Annotated in this window: 23 protein-coding genes; 5 read left to right on the top strand and 18 right to left on the bottom strand. The window is 67.5% G+C overall.

Going from position 1 to position 20,000, the window contains the following annotated elements; translation table 11 throughout:
- Positions 1-39 precede the first annotated feature (39 nt).
- From ACZ5IK_RS18615 to nucS, 6 genes are all read right to left on the bottom strand, one after another.
- A complete protein-coding gene (locus ACZ5IK_RS18615) occupies positions 40-306 on the bottom strand; it encodes a hypothetical protein (protein ID WP_465488787.1) in 267 nt (88 codons plus the stop codon).
- A gap of 10 nt (positions 307-316) precedes the next feature.
- Positions 317-2,014 (bottom strand): sodium:solute symporter family protein, encoded by a 1,698-nt coding sequence (locus ACZ5IK_RS18610; RefSeq protein WP_465488982.1) that lies wholly within the window; start codon positions 2,012-2,014, stop codon positions 317-319.
- Positions 2,015-2,168: 154 nt separating this feature from the next.
- Complete coding sequence (locus ACZ5IK_RS18605; RefSeq protein WP_465488786.1) at positions 2,169-3,191, bottom strand: hypothetical protein; 1,023 nt, start codon at positions 3,189-3,191, stop codon at positions 2,169-2,171.
- A gap of 187 nt (positions 3,192-3,378) precedes the next feature.
- Positions 3,379-4,155, bottom strand: coding sequence for a hypothetical protein (locus ACZ5IK_RS18600; RefSeq protein WP_101610222.1), 777 nt, complete (start codon positions 4,153-4,155; stop codon positions 3,379-3,381).
- A 44-nt stretch (positions 4,156-4,199) separates the two neighbouring features.
- Positions 4,200-5,162: a patatin-like phospholipase family protein gene (locus ACZ5IK_RS18595; protein ID WP_465488785.1), complete on the bottom strand. Its 963-nt coding sequence runs from the start codon at positions 5,160-5,162 to the stop codon at positions 4,200-4,202.
- Positions 5,163-5,481: 319 nt separating this feature from the next.
- Positions 5,482-6,141 carry an endonuclease NucS gene (gene nucS / locus ACZ5IK_RS18590; RefSeq protein WP_168214394.1) on the bottom strand — a complete coding sequence of 220 codons (660 nt, stop codon included), beginning with the start codon at positions 6,139-6,141 and terminating at the stop codon, positions 5,482-5,484.
- Between the two features lie 37 nt (positions 6,142-6,178).
- Here nucS and ACZ5IK_RS18585 point away from each other — a divergent pair, with 37 nt between their 5' ends.
- Positions 6,179-6,721 (top strand): NUDIX domain-containing protein, encoded by a 543-nt coding sequence (locus ACZ5IK_RS18585; RefSeq protein ID WP_465488784.1) that lies wholly within the window; start codon positions 6,179-6,181, stop codon positions 6,719-6,721.
- 59 nt (positions 6,722-6,780) lie between these two features.
- On the opposite strand, the gene ACZ5IK_RS18580 is transcribed toward ACZ5IK_RS18585, so the two are convergent.
- Together ACZ5IK_RS18580 and ACZ5IK_RS18575 are read right to left on the bottom strand one after the other, a co-directional pair.
- Positions 6,781-7,554: an enoyl-CoA hydratase-related protein gene (locus tag ACZ5IK_RS18580; protein WP_465488783.1), complete on the bottom strand. Its 774-nt coding sequence runs from the start codon at positions 7,552-7,554 to the stop codon at positions 6,781-6,783.
- On the bottom strand, positions 7,527-8,513 hold the full coding sequence (locus tag ACZ5IK_RS18575; RefSeq protein ID WP_465488782.1) for a GlxA family transcriptional regulator: 987 nt from the start codon (positions 8,511-8,513) through the stop codon (positions 7,527-7,529). Before ACZ5IK_RS18575 ends, ACZ5IK_RS18580 begins: the two co-directional genes overlap by 28 nt.
- A gap of 71 nt (positions 8,514-8,584) precedes the next feature.
- Between ACZ5IK_RS18575 and ACZ5IK_RS18570 the strand changes: the two genes are divergently transcribed.
- Positions 8,585-9,148 (top strand): cysteine hydrolase family protein, encoded by a 564-nt coding sequence (locus tag ACZ5IK_RS18570; RefSeq protein ID WP_465488781.1) that lies wholly within the window; start codon positions 8,585-8,587, stop codon positions 9,146-9,148.
- 339 nt (positions 9,149-9,487) lie between these two features.
- Here the strand turns inward: ACZ5IK_RS18570 and ehuA are convergent, their stop codons facing one another.
- The 8 genes from ehuA to ACZ5IK_RS18530 form a co-directional block, all read right to left on the bottom strand.
- Positions 9,488-10,252, bottom strand: a complete 765-nt coding sequence (ehuA, locus tag ACZ5IK_RS18565; RefSeq protein WP_465488981.1) for an ectoine/hydroxyectoine ABC transporter ATP-binding protein EhuA — start codon at positions 10,250-10,252, stop codon at positions 9,488-9,490.
- A gap of 7 nt (positions 10,253-10,259) precedes the next feature.
- Positions 10,260-10,916: an ectoine/hydroxyectoine ABC transporter permease subunit EhuD gene (gene ehuD, locus ACZ5IK_RS18560; RefSeq protein ID WP_101610230.1), complete on the bottom strand. Its 657-nt coding sequence runs from the start codon at positions 10,914-10,916 to the stop codon at positions 10,260-10,262.
- Positions 10,916-11,611, bottom strand: a complete 696-nt coding sequence (gene ehuC, locus ACZ5IK_RS18555) for an ectoine/hydroxyectoine ABC transporter permease subunit EhuC (protein ID WP_465488780.1) — start codon at positions 11,609-11,611, stop codon at positions 10,916-10,918. The genes ehuD and ehuC overlap by 1 nt, the downstream gene beginning before the upstream one ends.
- Before the next feature lie 13 nt (positions 11,612-11,624).
- Entirely contained in the window at positions 11,625-12,518 is an 894-nt protein-coding gene (gene ehuB / locus ACZ5IK_RS18550) for an ectoine/hydroxyectoine ABC transporter substrate-binding protein EhuB (protein WP_465488779.1), read from the bottom strand.
- Positions 12,519-12,635: 117 nt separating this feature from the next.
- Positions 12,636-14,657 carry a protein meaA gene (locus ACZ5IK_RS18545; protein WP_465488778.1) on the bottom strand — a complete coding sequence of 674 codons (2,022 nt, stop codon included), beginning with the start codon at positions 14,655-14,657 and terminating at the stop codon, positions 12,636-12,638.
- 81 nt (positions 14,658-14,738) lie between these two features.
- The gene (locus ACZ5IK_RS18540) at positions 14,739-15,305 is read right to left on the bottom strand and encodes a hypothetical protein (RefSeq protein WP_465488777.1); all 567 of its coding nucleotides are present in this window, start codon (positions 15,303-15,305) and stop codon (positions 14,739-14,741) included.
- Positions 15,306-15,377: 72 nt separating this feature from the next.
- Positions 15,378-15,911 (bottom strand): hypothetical protein, encoded by a 534-nt coding sequence (locus ACZ5IK_RS18535; RefSeq protein ID WP_465488776.1) that lies wholly within the window; start codon positions 15,909-15,911, stop codon positions 15,378-15,380.
- A 4-nt stretch (positions 15,912-15,915) separates the two neighbouring features.
- Positions 15,916-16,431, bottom strand: coding sequence for a hypothetical protein (locus tag ACZ5IK_RS18530; protein WP_465488775.1), 516 nt, complete (start codon positions 16,429-16,431; stop codon positions 15,916-15,918).
- 109 nt (positions 16,432-16,540) lie between these two features.
- Between ACZ5IK_RS18530 and ACZ5IK_RS18525 the strand changes: the two genes are divergently transcribed.
- Complete coding sequence (locus ACZ5IK_RS18525) at positions 16,541-17,167, top strand: LysE family translocator (RefSeq protein WP_465488774.1); 627 nt, start codon at positions 16,541-16,543, stop codon at positions 17,165-17,167.
- Complete coding sequence (locus tag ACZ5IK_RS18520; RefSeq protein WP_465488773.1) at positions 17,164-17,790, top strand: LysE family translocator; 627 nt, start codon at positions 17,164-17,166, stop codon at positions 17,788-17,790. Before ACZ5IK_RS18525 ends, ACZ5IK_RS18520 begins: the two co-directional genes overlap by 4 nt.
- Here the strand turns inward: ACZ5IK_RS18520 and murA are convergent.
- On the bottom strand, positions 17,787-19,061 hold the full coding sequence (gene murA, locus ACZ5IK_RS18515; RefSeq protein ID WP_410666248.1) for a UDP-N-acetylglucosamine 1-carboxyvinyltransferase: 1,275 nt from the start codon (positions 19,059-19,061) through the stop codon (positions 17,787-17,789). The two genes, ACZ5IK_RS18520 and murA, sit on opposite strands and share 4 nt — an antisense overlap.
- Positions 19,062-19,122: 61 nt before the next feature.
- Here murA and ACZ5IK_RS18510 point away from each other — a divergent pair, with 61 nt between their 5' ends.
- Complete coding sequence (locus ACZ5IK_RS18510; protein ID WP_465488772.1) at positions 19,123-19,695, top strand: cob(I)yrinic acid a,c-diamide adenosyltransferase; 573 nt, start codon at positions 19,123-19,125, stop codon at positions 19,693-19,695.
- 49 nt (positions 19,696-19,744) lie between these two features.
- Here the strand turns inward: ACZ5IK_RS18510 and ACZ5IK_RS18505 are convergent, their stop codons facing one another.
- Positions 19,745-19,897: a hypothetical protein gene (locus ACZ5IK_RS18505; RefSeq protein ID WP_228694870.1), complete on the bottom strand. Its 153-nt coding sequence runs from the start codon at positions 19,895-19,897 to the stop codon at positions 19,745-19,747.
- Positions 19,898-20,000 lie beyond the last annotated feature (103 nt).

The raw sequence follows: 20,000 nt of genomic DNA, 5'->3' as shown, positions 1-20,000 counted from the left end.
CGGTAGCCGGAGCGTGTCGCCGGTGTCCGGACAACCCGGCTATTCGCCGTCCTCGCCGGTTTCGGACGTGGGCGGCACCACGATGGGCCGCAGCTTCGCCCACAGCACGAACAGCAGCCCGAACGCCAGCATGCCGATGCCCGCCCACAGGTTGATGTTGACGTCGGCGGCCTTGGCCAGTTCCGCTTCGGTGGTGAAGCCGATGCCCATGATCGTGAGCACCAGCCCGTAGCCGCCGATGAGCAGGGCGATGACCAGCCGGATGTCGAAGACGCCGGCCTTCTTGGGAGCTTGGGACGCAGCCATCTCCGGCCTCCTAGAAGATGATGTTGAGCACGATGGTCAGGATCAGCACGATGCCCGCGAGCAGGCCCGGCTTGCGGTACCAGCCCGCGTCGTCACCGGTTTCGTCGTGCTTCAGCGACTCCTTCGGGGTGAGGGAGTAGACGAGGCCGACCAGCTGGGCTTCCGGCTTCGGCGCGGTGGCGAGCGAAACCGCGACGCTGACCACGATGTCGACGGCGAACGCCGTACCGGCGGCCACGAAGCTGACGCCCTGCCCGGTGAGCCCGAGGACCCCGGCCTGCGAAAGCAGCCACACGGTGATCGCGGACGCGGTACCGGCGACAAGGCCGACCCAGCCCGCCGTCGGCGTCATCCGCTTCCAGAACATGCCGAGGATGAAGGTGGCGAACAGCGGCGCGTTGAAAAAGGAGAACAGGTCCTGCAGGTAGGTCAGGATGTTCCCGGAGTTCGACGCGATGAACGCGGTACCGATCGCCAGCACGGTGCCTGCCGCGGTGACCAGGCGGCCGAGGCGGAGGTAGTAGCCGTCGGACTCGTTCTTCTTCACGTACGACTGCCAGATGTCATAGGTGAAGACGGTGTTGAACGAACTCAGGTTCGCCGCCATACCGGCCATGAAGGACGCGAGGAGACCGGCGATCGCGACGCCGAGCATGCCGTTGGGCAGCAGGTCGCGCATCAGCAGCAGGATCGCGTTGTTCGCGGTGACGCCGCTGGGCGCTTCGCCGCCATCGAGCAGGACCTGCTTGTCCTGGACGTACTCGGACACGGTGACCGCGGCGATCATGCCGGGGATGATCACGATGAACGGGATGAACATCTTCGGGAACGCGCCGATGATCGGCGTCCGCCGCGCGGCCGACATGCTCTTGGAGGCCATGGCGCGCTGGACTTCGACGAAGTTCGTGGTCCAGTAACCGAACGACAGCACGAAACCGAGGCCGAAGACGAGGCCGAGGATGGAGAGGAAGCTGTTGCCGAAGCCGGTGAGGTTGTCACCCGGCCAGGAGGACAGCTGCGCCTCGCCGCCGGGGCCGGCGGTGACCTTGTCGACCAGTCCCTGCCAGCCGCCGACCTTCACCAGGCCGACGATGGTCAGCGGCAGCAGCGCCGCGACGATCACGAAGAACTGCAGGACCTCGTTGTAGATCGCGGCGGAGAGACCGCCGAGCGCGGTGTAGGAGAGCACGACCGCGGCCGCGACGATGATCGACACCCACAACGGCCAACCGAGCAGGAGGTTCACGACGCTGGCGAGCAGGAACAGGTTCGCGCCGGCGATGAGGATCTGCGCACTCGCGAAGCTGATGCCGTTGACGAGGTGGGCGGGTTTGCCGAACCGGCGGAGCATGAACTCCGGGACACTGCGGACCTTCGAGCCGTAATAGAACGGCATCATCACGATGCCGAGGAACAGCATCGCCGGGATCGCGCCGATCCAGAAGTAGTGGAAGGTCGGCAGGCCGTAGAGCACGCCGTTGGCCGACATGCCCATGATCTCGACGGCGCCGAGGTTCGCCGAGATGAAGGCGAGACCGGTGACCCACGCGGGCAGCGAACGGCCGGAGAGGAAGAAGTCCAGGCTGCTCGAGACCGACCTTCGCGCCATGTACCCGATGCCGAGCACCAGCGCGAAGTAGAAGGCGAGCAGGACGTAGTCGATCGGACTCGCGTCGAGCCGCAGGTTCGCATCGGCCAGCACGTGCAACCGACCCACCTCCATAGTGAAAATGTCCACGAGAAGCGCCGGTAGCGCGTCAATCGCGGACCATACTGCATGGATTCAGGAACGGCAGCGTGGGTGGCCAGGCCGGGAGCGCACCGCTCCCGGCCTGGTGTTCAAAGCAGAGCCGGAGCGGGGATCACGGCGCCAGGCGCCAGACCACCGGGACGCCGCCGGAACCCCTCGAGTCGTTCGTCGCGTACCCGGCGAGCGAGCCGTCGTCTGCCGCGACCGAGGCTTCGAACGTCGAGTAGCCGCTCGGCGCGCGGACCTCGCCCGGCGTCGTCGTGCGCCACGCGATCGCGTTGCCGACGATCGACGGCCCCGACGGGTTCGGCACCAGCCCGGCCGTCAGGCCGACCTGGTTGACGCTCAACGCCATCGCGCCGCCCGCCAGCCCGACCGCCGGCGCGTCCGGGGACGCCCAGCGCACCGCCTGATCGACACCGCCGTAAACCCGCGTCCCGACGACGACCCCGTTGCGGATCGCGAGGCCCCAGCCCTGGACGGACGGGCTCGGTGACAGGTGCCGGACAACGCCGTCCTTCCACAGTGCCGAGCTGCGGTTCGAGTCGAACAGGAGCGTGCCGTCCTCGTCGAGGTCGCGCACGTAGTACATGTCCGGTGTGCTCGGGACGAGCACCGGCGCGCCGCCCTCCGCCCGCCACAGGACCGCGGCGTCGCTCCCGGTGCCACCGTTGAACTTCATCGCCCGGCCGAGCACGTCGCCACGCGTGTTGATCGCGACGCCGTACACGTAGTCGTAGCCCGCGGGGACGTCCTTGACGTGGAACCCGTTCGCGTCCAGCGTGTACGCCCGGCTGATCATCGAGTCGTAGTCGTGCGCCGTGCCGACGATGACGCCCGCCGGGTTCTCGTCCTCGGCCAGCGCCGCCTCGTAGCCGCCCGGCACGCCGCGCACCACCGGCTGCCCGTTCCGCCAGCTGACCACCGATTGCCTGCCGTTGACGCTGAACGTGCCCGTGTACTCCCCCTTGCCGTCGGACGCGGTCAGGAACCCGCTGCTGCCGCCGGACGGCAACGGCAGGACCGTCGGGCGCCACGCGAGGCGGTTCGCGGCCTGCGCGGGCTGCGCCAGTACCGCGACCGAAAGCGCGGCGACGACCGGCGCCGCGAACCGTACCCAGGACTTGAGTTTCATGGTCTCTCCCTTGTGGTCCCCCGACCTACATGGATCATCACGCCGGAGCACGGCGTCCGGTTGTCCGCCAAAAGGAGCAACTTCCCGTGGAGTCCGATGAGGACACAGCTCGCGAGCGGTCCGGGAAACGGAAAAGGGCCGCCCCGGCGTCTCCGCCGGAACGGCCCTTCTCGCGACCGGTGGGGGTTTACCGGTCCGTGGGCAGGCCTACTTCGCCGTCCTCCTTGATCAGCCTGGCGAGGACGTCGTCAGGCAGGTACGTGCGGTGCGGGTAGTTCGGTCCCCACGAGTTGAGGAACGGCACGGCGCCGAGTTCGTCGGCACGCGGGTTGCCGAGGACCTCGTGCACCTCGTCGACGGTCTTCGCCCAGCGATAGGCCTGGATGCCGTTCTTGACGTCGGGCGTGTAGGCGGCCCGCTTGACGTGGTCGTCGCTGGCGTAGCTCTCCGACCACGAGACGTGGCCCAGTTCCAGCAACACCTCGGCCGCCGCGCGGACGGACGTGCCGTTGTTGTCGCCGGGGTTGGTCTCGTCCCATTCGTCGCGCAGCTTCGACTGGTCCCACAGCCACCGCGCGGCGTAGAGGTCGCCGTTGAACAGCGTCATGCAGCGCGACCAGCCGAACCCGACGCAGGCGCCTTCCTTGCCCTGGTCGTAGAAGGCGTACTGGGTGTCGCCGTCCGTCGATTCGCCGGGTTCGAGGCAGACACAGTGACCGCCGCGTATCCGGGTGAGCGACTTCGCGCCGCCCTTCGCGACGAAGAACTCGCCGGACTTCGGGTCCTTTTCCGGGACGTCGAATTCCGCGTACCAGTTGACGCCGATGACGACCGGTGACCGGGTGGGCCGGTCCTGGGTGGCCAGCGCGGTCAGCGGATAGCGCTCGACGTGGCGCCAGTCGTCCGGGACGAACCGGCCGAGGCGGCCGTCCGCCGGATCACTGCCGATCGGGCGATAACGCATGGGATCCTCCTATTCCTCATCCCACCGGAATACCGCCGGCGAGTTCACTGCGGCACAATCTTTTCCAGAAACCGCCGCGCGGCCTCCCGCCCGTTTTCGAAGAGGTGCTTCTTCTCCTCTTCGCCGAGCCCGAAGTCGACAGCGGAAACACCGGTCGTGTCGACGTACACCGTCCTCCGGTTCACACCTTCCTCGTGCAGCCGGTAACGATTCCAGTCCGAAAGCAGGGTCTCGAGCGAACCGATGGCGATCCGCAACGCGCTCTTCACCGGTTTGTCCCTGCCGCCGGCGGGTTCCCCGGAAAGCTTCACGCCCCAGGTCGGCCAGCGCGGCTTCTTCATGTCGGTCCGGTCGAAGACGGTGATCGGGAAGTTCGACAGCAACCCGCCGTCGACCCAGGTGACGGTGCCCTCGGGGCGGACGTCGAACTGCACCGGCCGGAAGTAGAACGGGATCGACATCGACGCGCGGACGGCGTCGACGATCTTCTCCTCGCCGGGATCGCGGCCGTACTGGGAATAATCCCAAGGCAGCCGGACGAGCACGCGGCGGGTCAGATCGCTGACGTGGACGACGAGGGAATATCGTTGATACGAAAGCAAAGTACCTTCGGGGTCCTCGATGGCGAGATCGGCGAACGTGCGCACTCCCGCCTCCTCCAGCACCGGTGCGAGCCATTCGGTGAGATAATCGCCGGTGTGCATCCCGTCGTGGAGCACCAAATCGACGCCGTCGCCGATCGGGCCGGTGAGCTTGTCGAGCAAGGACCGATTCTGGAACCGGCGGCAGTCCATGTCATTCATCACCGCTTCCAGACCGCCGAGATCCTTCCCGGCCTTCTGATAAGCGGCGACCAGCGCCGCGACGATCGCACCCGCGCTCGTCCCGGCGATCCGCGGGAACGAATAACCGGCTTCGTGCAACTCCAGCACCGCGCCCAGCAACCCGATGCCTTTGACGCCGCCGCCTTCCAGCACCAGATCGACACGCTTCGGAGAATCAGCCATGGCACATCACCCCTGCACCCGCGACCGCCGGACTTCGGCGGTACCCCTCGCGGAAATCGAGTGTGACACAGCGCGAGACCACGGAATCCGGCGTTCACCCGAATGGCACAGAAACAGCTGGTTCTTTTGCAGGATGAGTCGAGTTCGTTAATTTCCCGCCGCCCTTTAGGGCATTCTGTGGCGCGAGAAAGAATGCAGATACAAAACCGAGGACTCGATCGGATCTCGGCTGTTCAGCGCGTGACCGGCCGCAAGTAGTCCTCTGGTTGCGATAGTTGCACGCGCAAGTACCGCAACCAGAGGACGAATTGCGTGGGGGTCAGAAGAGGCGGAACTCGTCCGACTCGATGCCGCGCAGCGCGTCGTAGTCCAGCGTGAGGCACCGGATCCCCCGGTCCTCGGCCAGCACCCTCGCCTGCGGCTTGATGATCTGCGCCGCGAACACGCCCTGCACCGGAGCCAGCAGCGGGTCGCGGTTGAGCAGTTCGAGATACCGCGTCAGCTGCTCGACGCCGTCGATCTCGCCGCGCCGCTTGATCTCGACGGCGACACTGGCACCCGCGGCGTCACGCGCCATGATGTCGACCGGCCCGATCGCGGTCGGGAACTCCCGCCGCACCAGCGTGTAGCCGTCACCGAGGGTCTTGATGTGCTCGGCGAGCAGTTCCTGCAGGTGCGCCTCGACGCCGTCCTTCTGCAGGCCCGGTTCCACGCCGAGTTCCTGGGCGTGGTCGTGGAAGATCTCGTCGATCTTGATGACGAGCTTCTCCCCCTGCTTGTTCTCGACGATCCACAGCTTGCCGTCCTCGATCAGCCAGCAAGGCGGGCTCATCCAGTTCAGCGGCTTGTAGGCACGGTCGTCCGAGTGCACGGACACCGAGCCGTCGGCCTTCACGAGCAGCAGCCGGGTGGCCATCGGCAGATGGGCGGTCAGACGGCCGGCGTAGTCGACCTGGCAGCGAGCGATCACTAGGCGCACCACGCGAGGGTAGGACAAGCATGGCGATACTGTGCGCATGGACCCCGTTCAGCGTGTCAGTTCGCGTGAGGTGTACCGGAACAACTGGATGACCGTGCGCGAGGACGCCGTCCGGCGGCTCGATGGTTCCGAGGGGATCTACGCCGTCGTCGACAAACCCACCTGCGCCGTGATCATCCCCTTCGACGGTGCCCGGTTCCACCTGGTCGAACAGTTCCGCTATCCGCTCGGGCAGCGGCGCTGGGAGTTCCCGATGGGCACCGCGCCCAACCGGGCCGACGTCCCCCCGCTCGAACTCGCCGCCCGCGAACTGCGCGAGGAGACCGGGCTGATCGCGGGGTCGATGACCGATCTCGGCCGGACCGACGTCGCCCCCGGCATCTCGAGCCAGCGCGGGCGCGTGTTCCTGGCCACGGACCTCACACAGGGTGAAGCCCAGCGCGAGGTCGAGGAGCAGGACATGCGGACGGCGTGGTTCGAGCTCGACGAGTTCGAGAAGATGATCGTCACGGGTGACATCACCGACGCGCAGACGCTGGCCGCCTACACGCTGCTGCTCATGCGCGAACGCGTGTCATGAAAGGGGCTTTCAAGACATCTTTCGTCCTGAAAGCCCCTTTCATGACACTTGGGTAGCGCTCAGTCAGGCCAAACCGGGGATCGCTTCTCCAGGAAGGCCGCCATTCCCTCCCGCGCCCCGGGCAGCTGCGACGCCGAGGCCATGACCTCCAGCGCCAGCGCGTAGGCGTCGGCCTCGGGCCGGTCCAGCTGCGCGTAGAGGGTCTGCTTCCCCAGCGCCTTGCTCGCCCGGCTCCCCCGCGTCGCGCGTGCCAGGAGCGAGGCGACGGCGTCGTCCAGCGAGTCGTCCGGGACCACGCGGTTCACCAGGCCCCAGTCCAGCGCGGTCGCCGCGTCGACGACGTCGCCGGTGAGCGCCAGTTCCATCAGCCGTTTCCGCCCGATCGACCGGGCCACCGGCACCGCGGGGGTGTGACAGAACCAGCCGCCCTTGCCGCCGGGCAGGGCGAATCCGGCGGAATCGGCGGCGACGGCGAGGTCGCAGGTGGCCACCAGCTGGCAGCCCGCCGCGGTCGCGAGCCCGTGCACCCGCGCGACGACGATCTGCGGCACCGACTGCATCGTGCCCATCAGGTCCGTGCACACCCGCAGCAGCTCACGCACGCCTGTCAGGTCACGCGCGGCGACGTCGCCGAAGTCGTGTCCCGCCGAGAACACCGGTCCGGCACCGGCCAGGACGATCCCGGTGGCGTCGGTCTCCCCCGCCTCGCGGAACGCCGCGAGCAGTTCCGCGAGGTGGTCCGCCGACAGAGAGTTCCGCCGCGCGGCGCGGTTCATGGTGACGGTGACGGTGTCCCCGTCCCGTTTCACGAGGATGTGCTCGTACTCGGCCATGCTTCGACGGTAACCGACCGGAACGTCCGGCGATACGAATCGGGCCCGACGCCGACGTCGGCCCGCAGCCGTCGCCGCAGGTTGGCGGCGGTGCCGAGGCCGGAGCGCTGCGCGACGCGCTCGACGGGGAGCTCGGTCGTCTCCAGCAGACGGCGCGCGAGCCGGACCCGCTGCGCGCGCAGCCAGCGTCCGGGCGTCACGCCGGTGGCCGCCGCGAACTCGCGGTGGAAGGTCCGCTCGCTCAGCCCGGCGTGGCCCACGAGGTCGTCGACGCCGATGTCCTCGGCGATCCGCGCCAGCGCCCAGTCCATTGTGGACGAAACGCTCGGCCGCGACGGCTTCGGCGGCAGCGGGTGGTCGACATATTGCCGCTGGCCGCCTTCTCGCGCGGGCGGCATCACGAGCCGCCGGGCGAGAGCGGCCGCGACCTCGGCGCCGTGATCACGGCGCACCAGGTGCAGGCAAAGGTCCAGCCCGCCGACCACCCCGGCGGACGTCAGCACGTCACCCTCGTCGGTGAACAGGACGTCCCGCTGGACGACGGCATCGCGAGCGGCGGTTTCGAGGTCGTCCAGCAGCCGCCAGTGCGTGGTGACCGACCGGCCGTCCAGCAAACCGGCTGCGGCCAGCGTGAAGGCCCCCGAACACAACGACGCCACGGTGATCCCGGCCCGGTGTGCCTTGCGCAGCGCGGCGACGGCGACCGCGGGCACCTCGGCGTGCGGATCGACCCTGCCGGGCACGAGGACGAGATCACAGCCAGCCAGCCCGCTCAGCCCATGAGTCGCCTCGACCTGGCCGAACGGGTGGATGGCGACCCGGTCACGGCCCGGCGCGCAGATCCGGACCTCGAAGGGGCCGATGCCGCTGTCGGTCCGGTCCACGCCCCAGACCTCGCCGATCACGCCGAGGTCGAAGGCCCGGCTGCCCGGCAGGAGGAGCACACCCACGGTTCGCATGGCAGAAAAGTACCGCATCGCGCCTCTTCTGCCACTCCCGTCCGGCCGAAGAACGCACGAAACTCGGAGCCATGACCACTGAGAACACCAAGGCCCTGCTCGTGATCGACGTCCAGCGCGGCTTCGACAAGCCCGTCTGGGGCCCGCGCAACAACCCCGGCGCGGAGGCCAACATCAAGGCGCTCGTCGACGCCTACCAGGAGCGCGGGCTGCCGATCGTGCTGGTGCACCACGACTCCGTGCGGCCCGGCTCATCGCTCCAGCCCGGCCAGGATGGCAACTACTTCAAGCCCGAACTCGACGGGGTGCGCGCGGACCTGGTGTTCGGCAAGAAGGTCAACTCGGCCTTCCACGGCGACATCGACCTCGACGGCTGGCTGAAGAAGCGCGGCATCACGTCGTTCGTGCTCGCCGGTATCCAGACGAACTTCTGCTGCGAGACCACCGCGCGCGTCGGCGGCAACCTCGGCTACGACGTGACCTTCGCACTCGACGCCACGTTCACCTTCGACCTCGCCGGGCCGGACGGGAGCGTCCTGACCGCCGACGAGCTCTACCGGGCGACCGCGACGAACCTGCACGGCGGCGGGTTCGCCACGGTCACCTCGACGAAGGAGATCCTCGGCAGCCTTTGAGAGTGGGGCCGCGGTGGTCGTGAGTGGCGATTCGTGTTCTAGCCAAGGGTGCCCTAGGTACCTACTGGATTTTGCGTGCGAGTGTTCGCAAGTTCGTGATGCCCAGCGGCCGTGGCGCGAAAGCCACTTTCGGGACATCAGACGTCGCGAAAGTGGCTTTCGCGACACCCGGGCTGGCTGGCTCGCCTCTGCGGTCCGTGAAGGCCTCCTTCACTACCTTCAGGGTAGGCAAGGAGGCCTTCACGGACCTGCGACCAACTCCAGTCACAACCAGCAGGTACCTAAGACCCCTTCGGCACTAACCCGAAACGCCACTCACGAGCACGTGGTGCCGACGCCTCACGCCCTGTCGATCACCGCCTTGAGGAACCGCCGCGTCCGGTCGTGCTCCGGCTCGCTGAACAGCTTGTCCGGCGCGGCGTCCTCCAGCACCTGCCCCTCGTCGAACATCATCACCCGATCCGAAACGTCCTGCGCGAACTGCATTTCGTGCGTGACACAAAGGATCGTGATGTCCGTGGACGCGGCGATCTCGCGCAGCACGCGCAGGACGTCCGCGACCAGTTCGGGGTCGAGTGCCGAGGTGACCTCGTCCAGCAGCAGCACGTCCGGCCGCATCGCGAGCGCCCGTGCGATCGCGACGCGCTGCTGCTGGCCGCCGGAGAGCCGCGTCGGATGCGCGTTCTGCTTGTCGGAAAGCCCGACCATGTCCAGCAGGTCGACGGCTCGCGCCTCGGCCTCCTCACGGGGGACGCCGAGCGAGTGGATCGGCGCCTCGGTGATGTTGCGCAGCACGTTCATGTTCGGGAACAGGTTGAACTGCTGGAACACCATGCCGATCCGCTTGCGCACGGTCCTCAGGTACTTCTCGTCCGCGGGCACCAGTTTCCCGCCGCGCTTCATGTGACTCAAGTGGTCACCGCAGACCTCGATGGTGCCGCCGTCGACCCGCTCCAGGGTCATCAGCAGCCGCAGGATCGTCGTCTTCCCGGACCCGCTCGGCCCGATCAGCGAAACGAATTCCCCTGGCGCGACGGTGAAATCGAGGTCCCGCAGCACGACGTGGTCGCCATAGGACTTGACCACCTGCGAGAACCGGATCATCGGGGAATCAACTGTGGGCGGCACGGCGCTCCAACCTTCTCACCAGAATCGACGCCGGCAGGCTCACCAGCAGGAACAGCACCCCGGCCAGGGTGTACGGCTCGATGACACGGAACGTTTCGGCACCGACCTCTTTCGCCCGGTTGAGCACGTCGAGGACACCGATCCCCAGGAGCAGCGGGGTTTCCTTGAACATCGAGATCGTGTAGTTGCCGAGCGCGGGCAGCACCCGGGGAACCGCTTGCGGCAGGACGACCGCCGTCCACACCCGCGACCTCGGCAGGTTCAACGCGGTCGCGGCCTCCCACTGTCCTTTCGGGACGGCTTCGATCCCGGCGCGGTACACCTCGGCGGCATAGGTCGCGTAATGCACTCCGAGCGCCACCACGCCGGTGAGGAAGGCCGACATCGTGAACCCCGTCAGCGGCGGCACCAGGTAGTAGATCGCGAACACCTGGATCAGCAACGGGGTACTGCGGACGAACTCGATGAACAGCCGGACCGCCTGGGACAGCACGGGAATCCCCGTCCGGCGGATCAGCGCGAACACCAGGCCGAGCGCGTAGCCGACCACCGAGGCGAGCAGGGTGATCTCGACGGTGACGAGAAGTCCCTCCAGCAACAGGGGAATCGAATCGAACGCGGCTTCCCAGCTCCAGTCCATCACACACCCCCCGCCGTGGCCGTCATCTTGGCGGGCGCCCTGCCGAGCCGCCGCGCCGCGAACCGTTCCAGCGTCCGCATCCCGCTCGTGATCAGCAGCGCGAGCAGGAGATAGAGCACGAGTTCGGTCCCGTAGATCCAGCCGATCTCGGCACCGAACACCGGCCGGAGCAGTTCACCTTGCCGCGTCATCTCCGGAACGGCGATGAACGAGAGCAGGGCGGTGCTCTTCAGCAACTGGATGAACAGGTTGTTGAACGGCGGCAGCATTTCCGCGAACGCCTGCGGCAGGATCACCCGCCGCATCCGCTGGGCGGGTGTCAGGTTGAGCGCGACGGCGCCTTCGAACTGCGCCCGCGGGACGGAGTTCACCGCGCCGCGGACGATCTCGGCGCCGTACGCGCCGTGATTCATCCCGAGCACCAGGATTCCGGCGAACATCGGCACCAGCTGGAAGCCCACCAGCACCGGCAGGACGAAGTACAGCCAGAACAGCTGGACGACCTCCGAGGTGCCGCGGAAGATCTCCACGTAGACCCGGGAAATCCCCCGCACGACCCGGGACGGCGATCGCAGCGCGAGCCCGGCGATCAACGCGAGCACGACGGTGACCGCGATCCCGCCGAGCGCGGCGGTGACGGTCGCGGTCAGTCCACTGAGGACGGACGTGATGATGTGCGAAACCGACGACGACATGACGTCAGCCCCGTTACACCGCGCAGAGTTTCTCGGTGGTGACGCCGCTCTTCGGCAGGTTGTCCGCCGAGAACCCGAACGGTGTCACGATCTTGGTCCACTCACCGCTGTCGTGCAGTTTCTTGAGTTCGGCGTTGAACGCCTCGCGCAGCGGGTTGTCGTCCTTGCGGAAGACGAACGCGCCGGCAGAGACGACCGGCTGCCCGTTCTTGATCGGATCGAAGCCGGGAGTGACTTCGGCGGCCGCGCCCGCGTTCTTCGCCAGGACGTCCTTGAGGGAGATGTCGGTGAGCGCGGCGCAGTAGACCCGGCCGTCGGTGACCGCGCGGAGCATGTTGTCCTGCGAATCCAGGGTGACTATCTGGTCTTCGGCCACTCCGGAATCCGTGGCGTAGCCCTTCTCGACGGCGGCCGAGAGCACGGCGACCTTGACCTTCTTCGCGGCGATGTCCTCGAACTTCAGGATCTGCTGCGGATTTCCCTTCGGCACCAGCAAAGCGGTCAGCGCCGAGTAGTCGGGGATCGAGAAGGCGGCGGCGTCACACCGTTCCTTCTTGATGTTCATCCCGGCCGCGACGATGTCGTACTGCCTGGCGTTGAGCGCCGGAATCAGCTGGTCGAACGACACGGCGCTGGCCTCGACATTGTCGATGCCCATCGCCTTGAATACGGCGCGCGCGACTTCGGGCGCCTCTCCGGTGACCTTGCCGGTTTGATCCGTGAAACCGTAGGGTGCTTCGTTCGCGATACCGATCTTGATCTTCTTGGCGCTTTTCGCCGCTTCCAACGCGTCTCCGGACGAGGTCGACGTGCACGCGGACAACAGCACCGGACCGCCGATCGTCACCGCCCCCAGAACAGCCGACCGCCGGAAGAATTCTCGCCTCGACCACTCGCCGTGCGCCATAGCCGCACCCCTTTTCGATTAATCGGTTTAATCGAAACGTAGGTGGGCGCCTTTGCCCGGGCAATGTGAGTGACTCCCTCGCCAGCCGCCGTTACGGTACCGAGATTTACGGTGACTTTAAGTGCTCAGGCCGTGGCACTCCCGCACCAATCCGACAATTCCGTCCATGATGTCGGTGAGTTCGTAGTCCTTCGGCGTGAACACCCTCGCGATCCCGCGTTCCAGCAGGAGTTTCTCGTCGTCGGGCGGGATGATGCCGCCGACGATGACCGGGATGTCACCCGCGCCCGCGGCCCGCAGCCCGTCCACGACCTGCGGCACGACCTCGAGATGCGAACCCGAGAGCACCGAAAGCCCGACCACGTGCACGCCCTCCTGGACCGCCGCCGCGACGATCTGTTCCGGGGTGAGCCGGATACCCTGGTACACCACCTCGAAACCGACGTCACGTGCCCGCACGGCCACCTGCTCGGCGCCGTTGGAATGCCCGTCGAGGCCGGGTTTGCCGACCAGGATCCGCAGCCGCTCGCCGATCTCGGTGCTCGTCGTCTTGACCCGGTCGCGCACGCGGCGGATCTCCGCGTTGCCCCCGCCCGCGGCCGCCGACGCGGAAACCCCGGTGGGAGCACGGTATTCGCCGAACACCTCGCGCAGCGCCCCCGACCATTCGCCGGTGGTGACGCCGGCGCGGGCGCAGTCGATCGTGGCCTCGAACAGGTTCTCCGAGGTCTTCGCGATGGCTTTCAGCTTCTCCAGCGAAGACTCGGCGGCCGCGTTGTCGCGGTGAGCCCGCCATTCTTCGATCGCGGAGACGGCCTGCTTCTCGACGGCGGGGTCGATCGTCTCGATCGCCTTGGCACCTTCGGCCTGCAGCGGAGATGGTTCCGTGGTCTCGAACTTGTTGACGCCGACCAGGATCCGCTCGCCGTCTTCCATGCCACGCCGTAACTCGGCGAGCGAAGCGACGAGCTGGGACTTCATGTATCCGCTCTCGACGGCCGCGACAGCGCCGCCGACATCCTGCACCCGCGCGATCTCCTCGCGTGCGCCGGCCATGATCTCGTCGACCTTGGCCTGAATGACGTGCGAGCCGTCGAAGATGTCCTCGTACTCCAGCAGATCGGTCTCGAACGCGAGCACCTGCTGCATCCGCAGCGCCCACTGCTGGTCCCACGGCCGGGGCAGGCCGAGCGCCTCGTTCCACGCGGGCAACTGGATCGCGCGGGCCCTGGCGCCGCGGGAAAGCGAGACCGCGAGCATCTCCAGCACAATGCGCTGGACGTTGTTCTCCGGCTGCGCCTCGGTGAGGCCCAGCGAGTTGACCTGCACGCCGTAGCGCAGCCGCCGCGCCTTCGGATCCGTTACGCCGTAACGTTCCCGGGTGATCTCGTCCCAGAGCGCGGTGAACGCGCGCATCTTCGACATCTCTTCGACGAACCGCACCCCGGCGTTGACGAAGAACGAGATCCGCGCGACCACCTTGGCCATGTCGGCCTGCTCGACCTGCCCGGAATCCCGGACGGCGTCGAGGACGGCGATGGCGGTGCACAACGCGTACGCGACCTCTTGCGTCGGCGTCGCACCCGCTTCCTGCAGGTGATAACTGCAGATGTTGATCGGGTTCCACTTCGGCACGTGGTGCACGGTCCACGCGATCATGTCGGTGATCAGGCGGAGGCTCGGGCCCGGCGGGAAGATGTAGGTGCCGCGGGAGAGGTATTCCTTGATGATGTCGTTCTGCGTGGTGCCGGTGAGCTTGGCGAGCACCTCGTCGACGTCGCGTCCTTCGGCTTCGGCCTGCTCGCGCGCCACGGAGACGTAGAGCGCCAGCAGCCACATGGCGGGCGCGTTGATCGTCATCGACGTGTTGGCCTCGGCGAGCGGGATGCCGTCGAAGAGGCGCCGCATGTCGCCGAGGTGCGAAACCGGGACGCCGACCTTGCCGACCTCGCCCTTGGACAGCTGGTGATCCGGGTCGTAGCCGGTCTGCGTCGGCAGATCGAACGCGACGGAGAGACCGGTCTGGCCCTTGGCGAGGTTGCGGCGGTACAGCTCGTTGGACGCGGCCGCGGACGAGTGGCCCGCGTAGGTCCGCATCACCCAGGGGCGGTCCCGTTCACGGTCCGTGGGATAGGGCACGGTGCACCTCCGGCGCTGGACGACCGTCTGAGTGTACCGGCCGGTAACATCGGGCGCGCAGTTGAATCGGACACAGTCGGGTCATTCTCCGGTGGCGGGACACTGGCGCTGTCGTGCCTCGTCAACGGCTTTCGCGAGCTTTTCCCGCACTTTCGCCACCTCGCTGACACCCACAAGGATGACCGGCGGCTTGCGCTCCTTCCCGGAGCCCGCGCCGAAGTTCGCCGACGCCCACGCCAGCACACCGAGCCTGCCGAAGGTGATCGTCCCGGTCTTGCCGGGGCCCGGGGTGACGACGGGATCCGGGAGTCCGGCCAGCTCCGCGGAGTCCTCCTTGCGGCGGAACAGGGAACTGATCGCGATGACCCGGCCGTCCGTCACGGCGTAGGTGGTCGAGGCGAGCCTGAGATAGCGGATCAACGGCCTGCCGGCGAGATGGAACACGCCCGCGACGGTGAGCACGATCCACGCGACCGTGTGGAAGGCCGTTTCGTGGTTGTAGAAGAAGAACAGAGTGACGGCGCCCAGCCAGAGCAGGCCGAAGGGGACGTTGAAGTAGTCGCCGGGATTGAAGAGGGGCCTGCGCACCGGAGTCCCGGCCCAGATGACCCGTTCGCCCGGAAGGAGGTCGATCTGCCCCTCATGCATGGCACCGCACACTACCCGTCCGCGAGGCGGGCGGCAGTGTCCGTTCGTCGGTTGCCTTCGGGCCGAATGGACCTAGCGGCCTTCCCGCTGGGCGGAGTCGATCAGGTCGCGGACCACCGCCGGATGCTCGATGTTCAGCAGTTCCGGGTACTTCGGATCCAGGCCCACGTCGGACCAGGACTGGTCCATCCATCCCCTTCCGGTCGTCTGGACGAAGTCCGCGGGGGCGAGGTTGAAGCAGACCGTCCCGGTGCCGTCCGGGTTCTCGCGGACGTACGGCGGGCCGAGGTCCGTCAGGTAGTGGGCCACCGCTTGTTTCCCCTTCGTCCAGACCATGACGCGCCGATCGGTGATCCCGTACGAAGCCGTCCGCAACGCGGTGTACCGGAGGACCGGCCTGCCGAGCCAGAGGCCGGCGATCAGCAGGAGCACGCCCCAGAGGAAGGGTGGGAACCCGTCGCGCAAACCACCGAAAACTACGCAACTGATGACCACGACAGCGGGAAGCAAGATCAAGTCGTTCTTGGCCAGCAACGGAATCCGCTGGGGCTTGCCGGACCACAGCAGGCGCTCGCCCGGTAGCAGATCGGCGTCGATGCGTTCCATCGCGCTACCTCGCCTGATGCTGGGCCGTGGCGATCAGGTCGCGGACGCGGCGCGCGTCGTCGATCCCGACCAGCTCCGGAAGCGACGACTCGGCGCCCTCGGATTTCTTGCCTCCCAGGAAGCCGGCCAGCAGACCACCGCCGCCGAAGGTGATGGTGCCGGTTCCGTTCGCGTGCTCCGCCAGCTGCGGTGGCCCCAGGTCGCTCAGGTAGCACGACGTGACATCGGCTCCCTTTCGCCGGACCACGACACGCCGATCGGTCACCACGAACGAACTCGACCGCCTCTTGAAGTACCGGGTGATCAGCTGGCCGATCCAGAGCAACACGATCACTGTCGGCGCCACGTAGACGAACAGCGGCGACGAAGTGGTCTGTGAAGCCATGTGGACCCAGAAGCCGACGAACAGCAGCCCCGGCACGATGAACAGGTCACTCTTCTCGACGGCCGGAACACTCTTCGGCACGCCTTCCCAAAGCGGGCTTTCACCGGGCAACAGCCCCGTATCCCCCAGATACATGAGCGGACGATAAGCCCACTTCATCCCGCTGAACAGGGCTTTGCCGGAATTGTGACTGTGACCGAAATCCGCGAGACGCGCCAGTGCCCGGCGTCTAGCGTGGGCAAGCGTGACCTGGAGTTCTTACAGCAGCTATCTGCTCATCGTCGTCTTGATCGTCCTCGCACCGGGGCCGGACACGATGGTGATGCTCAAGAACTCGCTGTCCGGCGGCAACCGTGGCGGATTACTGGCGACGGCCGGGATCTTCGTGGCCAACTCCGTCCAGGGCACCGCCGCCGCGCTCGGACTCGGCGTCGTCATCGCGCAGTCCCAGCCGGTGTTCGTGACGCTCAAGTGGGTCGGCGCCGCCTACCTCGTCTTCCTCGGTTTCCAGGCGCTGCGCGGGGCGTGGCGTGGTGACTACTCCGGCCTCGCCGCGGTGAAGCAGCAACGGTCGAGCGGATTCCGCCGCTTCCGTGAAGGCTTCCTCTCCAACATCACCAACCCGAAGGTCCTCGTGCTGTACCTGTCGGTGCTGCCGCAGTTCCTCGACCCGGTGAAGACCTCCGCGTGGGACGCGCTGCTGCTCGCCTACACGGTCGCCGTGCTGGGCGCGATCTGGCTGTTGATACTGCTGTTCTTCGTGCACCGCGTGCGGACCTGGCTGGAGCGGCGCAAGGTCCGCCGCGCGCTCGACGGCGTCACCGGAACCGCACTGGTCGGTTTCGGCGCCGCGCTGGCGTTCGAGTCATGACCTGGGGCGTCTACGGCGGTTTCGCGCTGATGATGCTGGCGCTGGCCCTCGTCCCCGGCCCGGACAACATGGTGGTGCTGAAGAACGCGCTCTCCGGCGGGATCCGCGGTGGCGGCTGGGCCTGCTTCGGCATCGGCATCGCGAACCTCGCGCAAGCGACGGCGGCCGCGCTCGGGCTCGGCGCCGTCATCATGAACTCGCGTCCGGTGTTCGAGGCCGTGAAGTGGGCCGGTGCGGCCTACCTCTGCTACCTCGGGATCCGGGCGCTGATCGGCGCCTTCCGCGGCGACTACGGGCGGCTTGCCGAAACCGCGGCCGCCCGGCGAGGCGGATTCCGGCGCTGGCGCGAAGGTTTCCTCTCCAACGTCACCAATCCGAAGGTCCTCGTGCTGTACCTGTCGGTGCTGCCGCAGTTCCTGACCCCGGGCGTCACCGGCACCGGTGACGCCCTCCTGCTGGCCTACACGATCGCGGCGGCCGGGACCTTCGCCCAGCTTCTGCTGCTGTTCTTCGTGCACCGCGTTCGGACCTGGATGGAACGCCGCAAGGTCCGCCGCGTGCTCGACGGCGTCACCGGAACCGCACTGGTCGGTTTCGGCGCCGCGCTCGTGTTGGAGGGCTAGGCCCGCTCGGGCTCGCCCGAGACCCGCTCGATGCGGGCGCCGAGCCGGTTCAGGTTCTCCACGAAATGCGGGTAGCCGCGGTCGATGTGGAAGACGTCCCAGACCTCGGTGACGCCGTCCGCGCACAGCCCGGCCAGCACCAGCCCGGCCCCGGCGCGGATGTCCGCCGCCCACACCGGCGCGCTGGAGAGCCGCTCCACGCCACGGACGACGGCGTGGTGCCCGTCGGTGCGCGCGTCGCCGGAGAGCCGCATCATCTCTTCGATGAACCGGAAGCGGGCCTCGTAGATGTTCTCCGTGATCATCGAGGTGCCTTCGGACACCGCCGACAGCGCCACCGCGAACGGCTGCAGGTCGGTCGCGAAACCGGGGTACGGCAGCGTCACCCAGTCGACCGCCTTCGGGCGCTCGTTCTGGACGATGCGGAAACCCTCGCCGTCGAACGTCTCGACCTCGGCGCCCGCCAGGCGGAGCTTGTCGAGGACCAGATCGAGGTAGTGCGGGTTGACGCCGCGGACGGTCAGGTCGCCCCGGGTCATCGCCGCGGCGAACGCCCAGGTCGCGCCGACGATCCGGTCGCCGATCACGCGGTGCTCGGTGGGGTTGAGCTTCTCGACGCCCTCGACGGTGAGGGTCGAGGTGCCCGCGCCTTCGACCTTCGCGCCCATCTCGATGAGCATCGTGCAGATGTCGACGATCTCGGGCTCGCGCGCGGCGTTGTCGATGACCGTGGTGCCCTCGGCGAGCACGGCGGCCATCAGGATGTTCTCGGTGGCGCCGACGCTCGGGAAGTCCAGCCAGATCTGCGCGCCGCGCAGGCCGTCGGCCTTCGCCACGACGCAGCCGTGCTCGATGGTGCTGGTGGCGCCCAGCTTGCGCAAGCCGTTCTGGTGCATGTCCAGCGGCCGGGAGCCGATGGCGTCACCGCCCGGCAGCGCCACGACGGCCTGCTTGAGCCGTCCGACCAGCGGGCCCAGCACGCAGACCGACGCGCGCAGCTTGCCCATCGCGGCCGAATCGGCTCGGTGGGACAGTTCGGCCGGAGTGGTGATCTTGGCGGTGTCGCCGTCGATGACGACGTCGCAGCCGACGCTGCGCAGGACGTCGCCCATCAGCGGGACGTCCAGGATCTGGGGGCAGTTCGTGATGGTCGTCGTGCCCTCGGCCAACAGGGCCGCGGCCATCAGTTTCAGGACGCTGTTCTTCGCTCCGACCACGTCGACCTCGCCGACCAGCCGTGCTCCGCCGTGCACGTCGAAGTGCTCGCTCATGGGCGCCAATCATGCCCTCTCGCCCGGATTTGCCTTACGCCGGGCCGGTAGAGTCGGCTTCATGGTCGTTCGCATCAACCGCGTTTACACGAAGGTCGGCGACAACGGCACCACGGCACTCGGCGACGGCTCCCGCGTGCCGAAGACGTCGCCGCGGCTGGCCGCGTACGCCGACGTCGACGAAGCCAACTCCGTCATCGGGCTCGCGCTCGCGATGGGCGGTCTCTCCGGGGAAATCGCCGATGTCCTGCGTGGGATCCAGAACGATCTCTTCGACGTCGGCGCGGATCTGTGCGCGCCGATCGTGGAGAACCCGCCCTACGAGCCGCTGCGCATCACCGAGCGGTACATCGAACGGCTGGAAGGCTGGTGCGACGAGTTCAACGAGCGCGTGCCGAAGTTGACGTCGTTCATCCTGCCGGGTGGTACTCCGGGGGCGGCGGTTCTGCACCAGGCACGCACCGTCGCGCGCCGGGCGGAGCGCTCGGGCTGGGCGCTGTTCGAGGCGGAGCAGGACACGACCAATCAGCTGGCGATCAAGTACCTGAACCGGCTTTCGGATCTGCTGTTCATCCTGTCGCGACTGGCCAATCCGGACGGCGACATCCTGTGGCAGCCCGGCGGCGCGAGCTGAAGGACGCTTTCCCCACGTAAGACGCGGCGAAAGCGTCCTTCAGCTCCGGTCAGCCCTGTTCCCGTGCCGCCCAATAGCGCTCGAGGTCGACGTCGGGCGTGCCGTCCTTGCCCGGGTCGATCGCCTTCATCGTGATCGTGTCCTCCAGGGACACGGACTCGGGAAGGTGGCTCCAGCGGTTCGTGTCCTCGCTCTGAGTCATACGCCGAGAATAGACGGGGATCACGTTCGCAGCCCGGTAGAAATGCCGGTCGGTGAAGATCTCATGTTCGCTTCGCTTCACGACCCAACCGCAACTAGAGGAC

The sequence above is a fragment of the Amycolatopsis sp. NPDC031561 genome (assembly GCF_055580625.1).
Note: the sequence above shows the minus strand (reverse complement) of the source record. Positions and strands in the feature narration are given on the sequence as shown.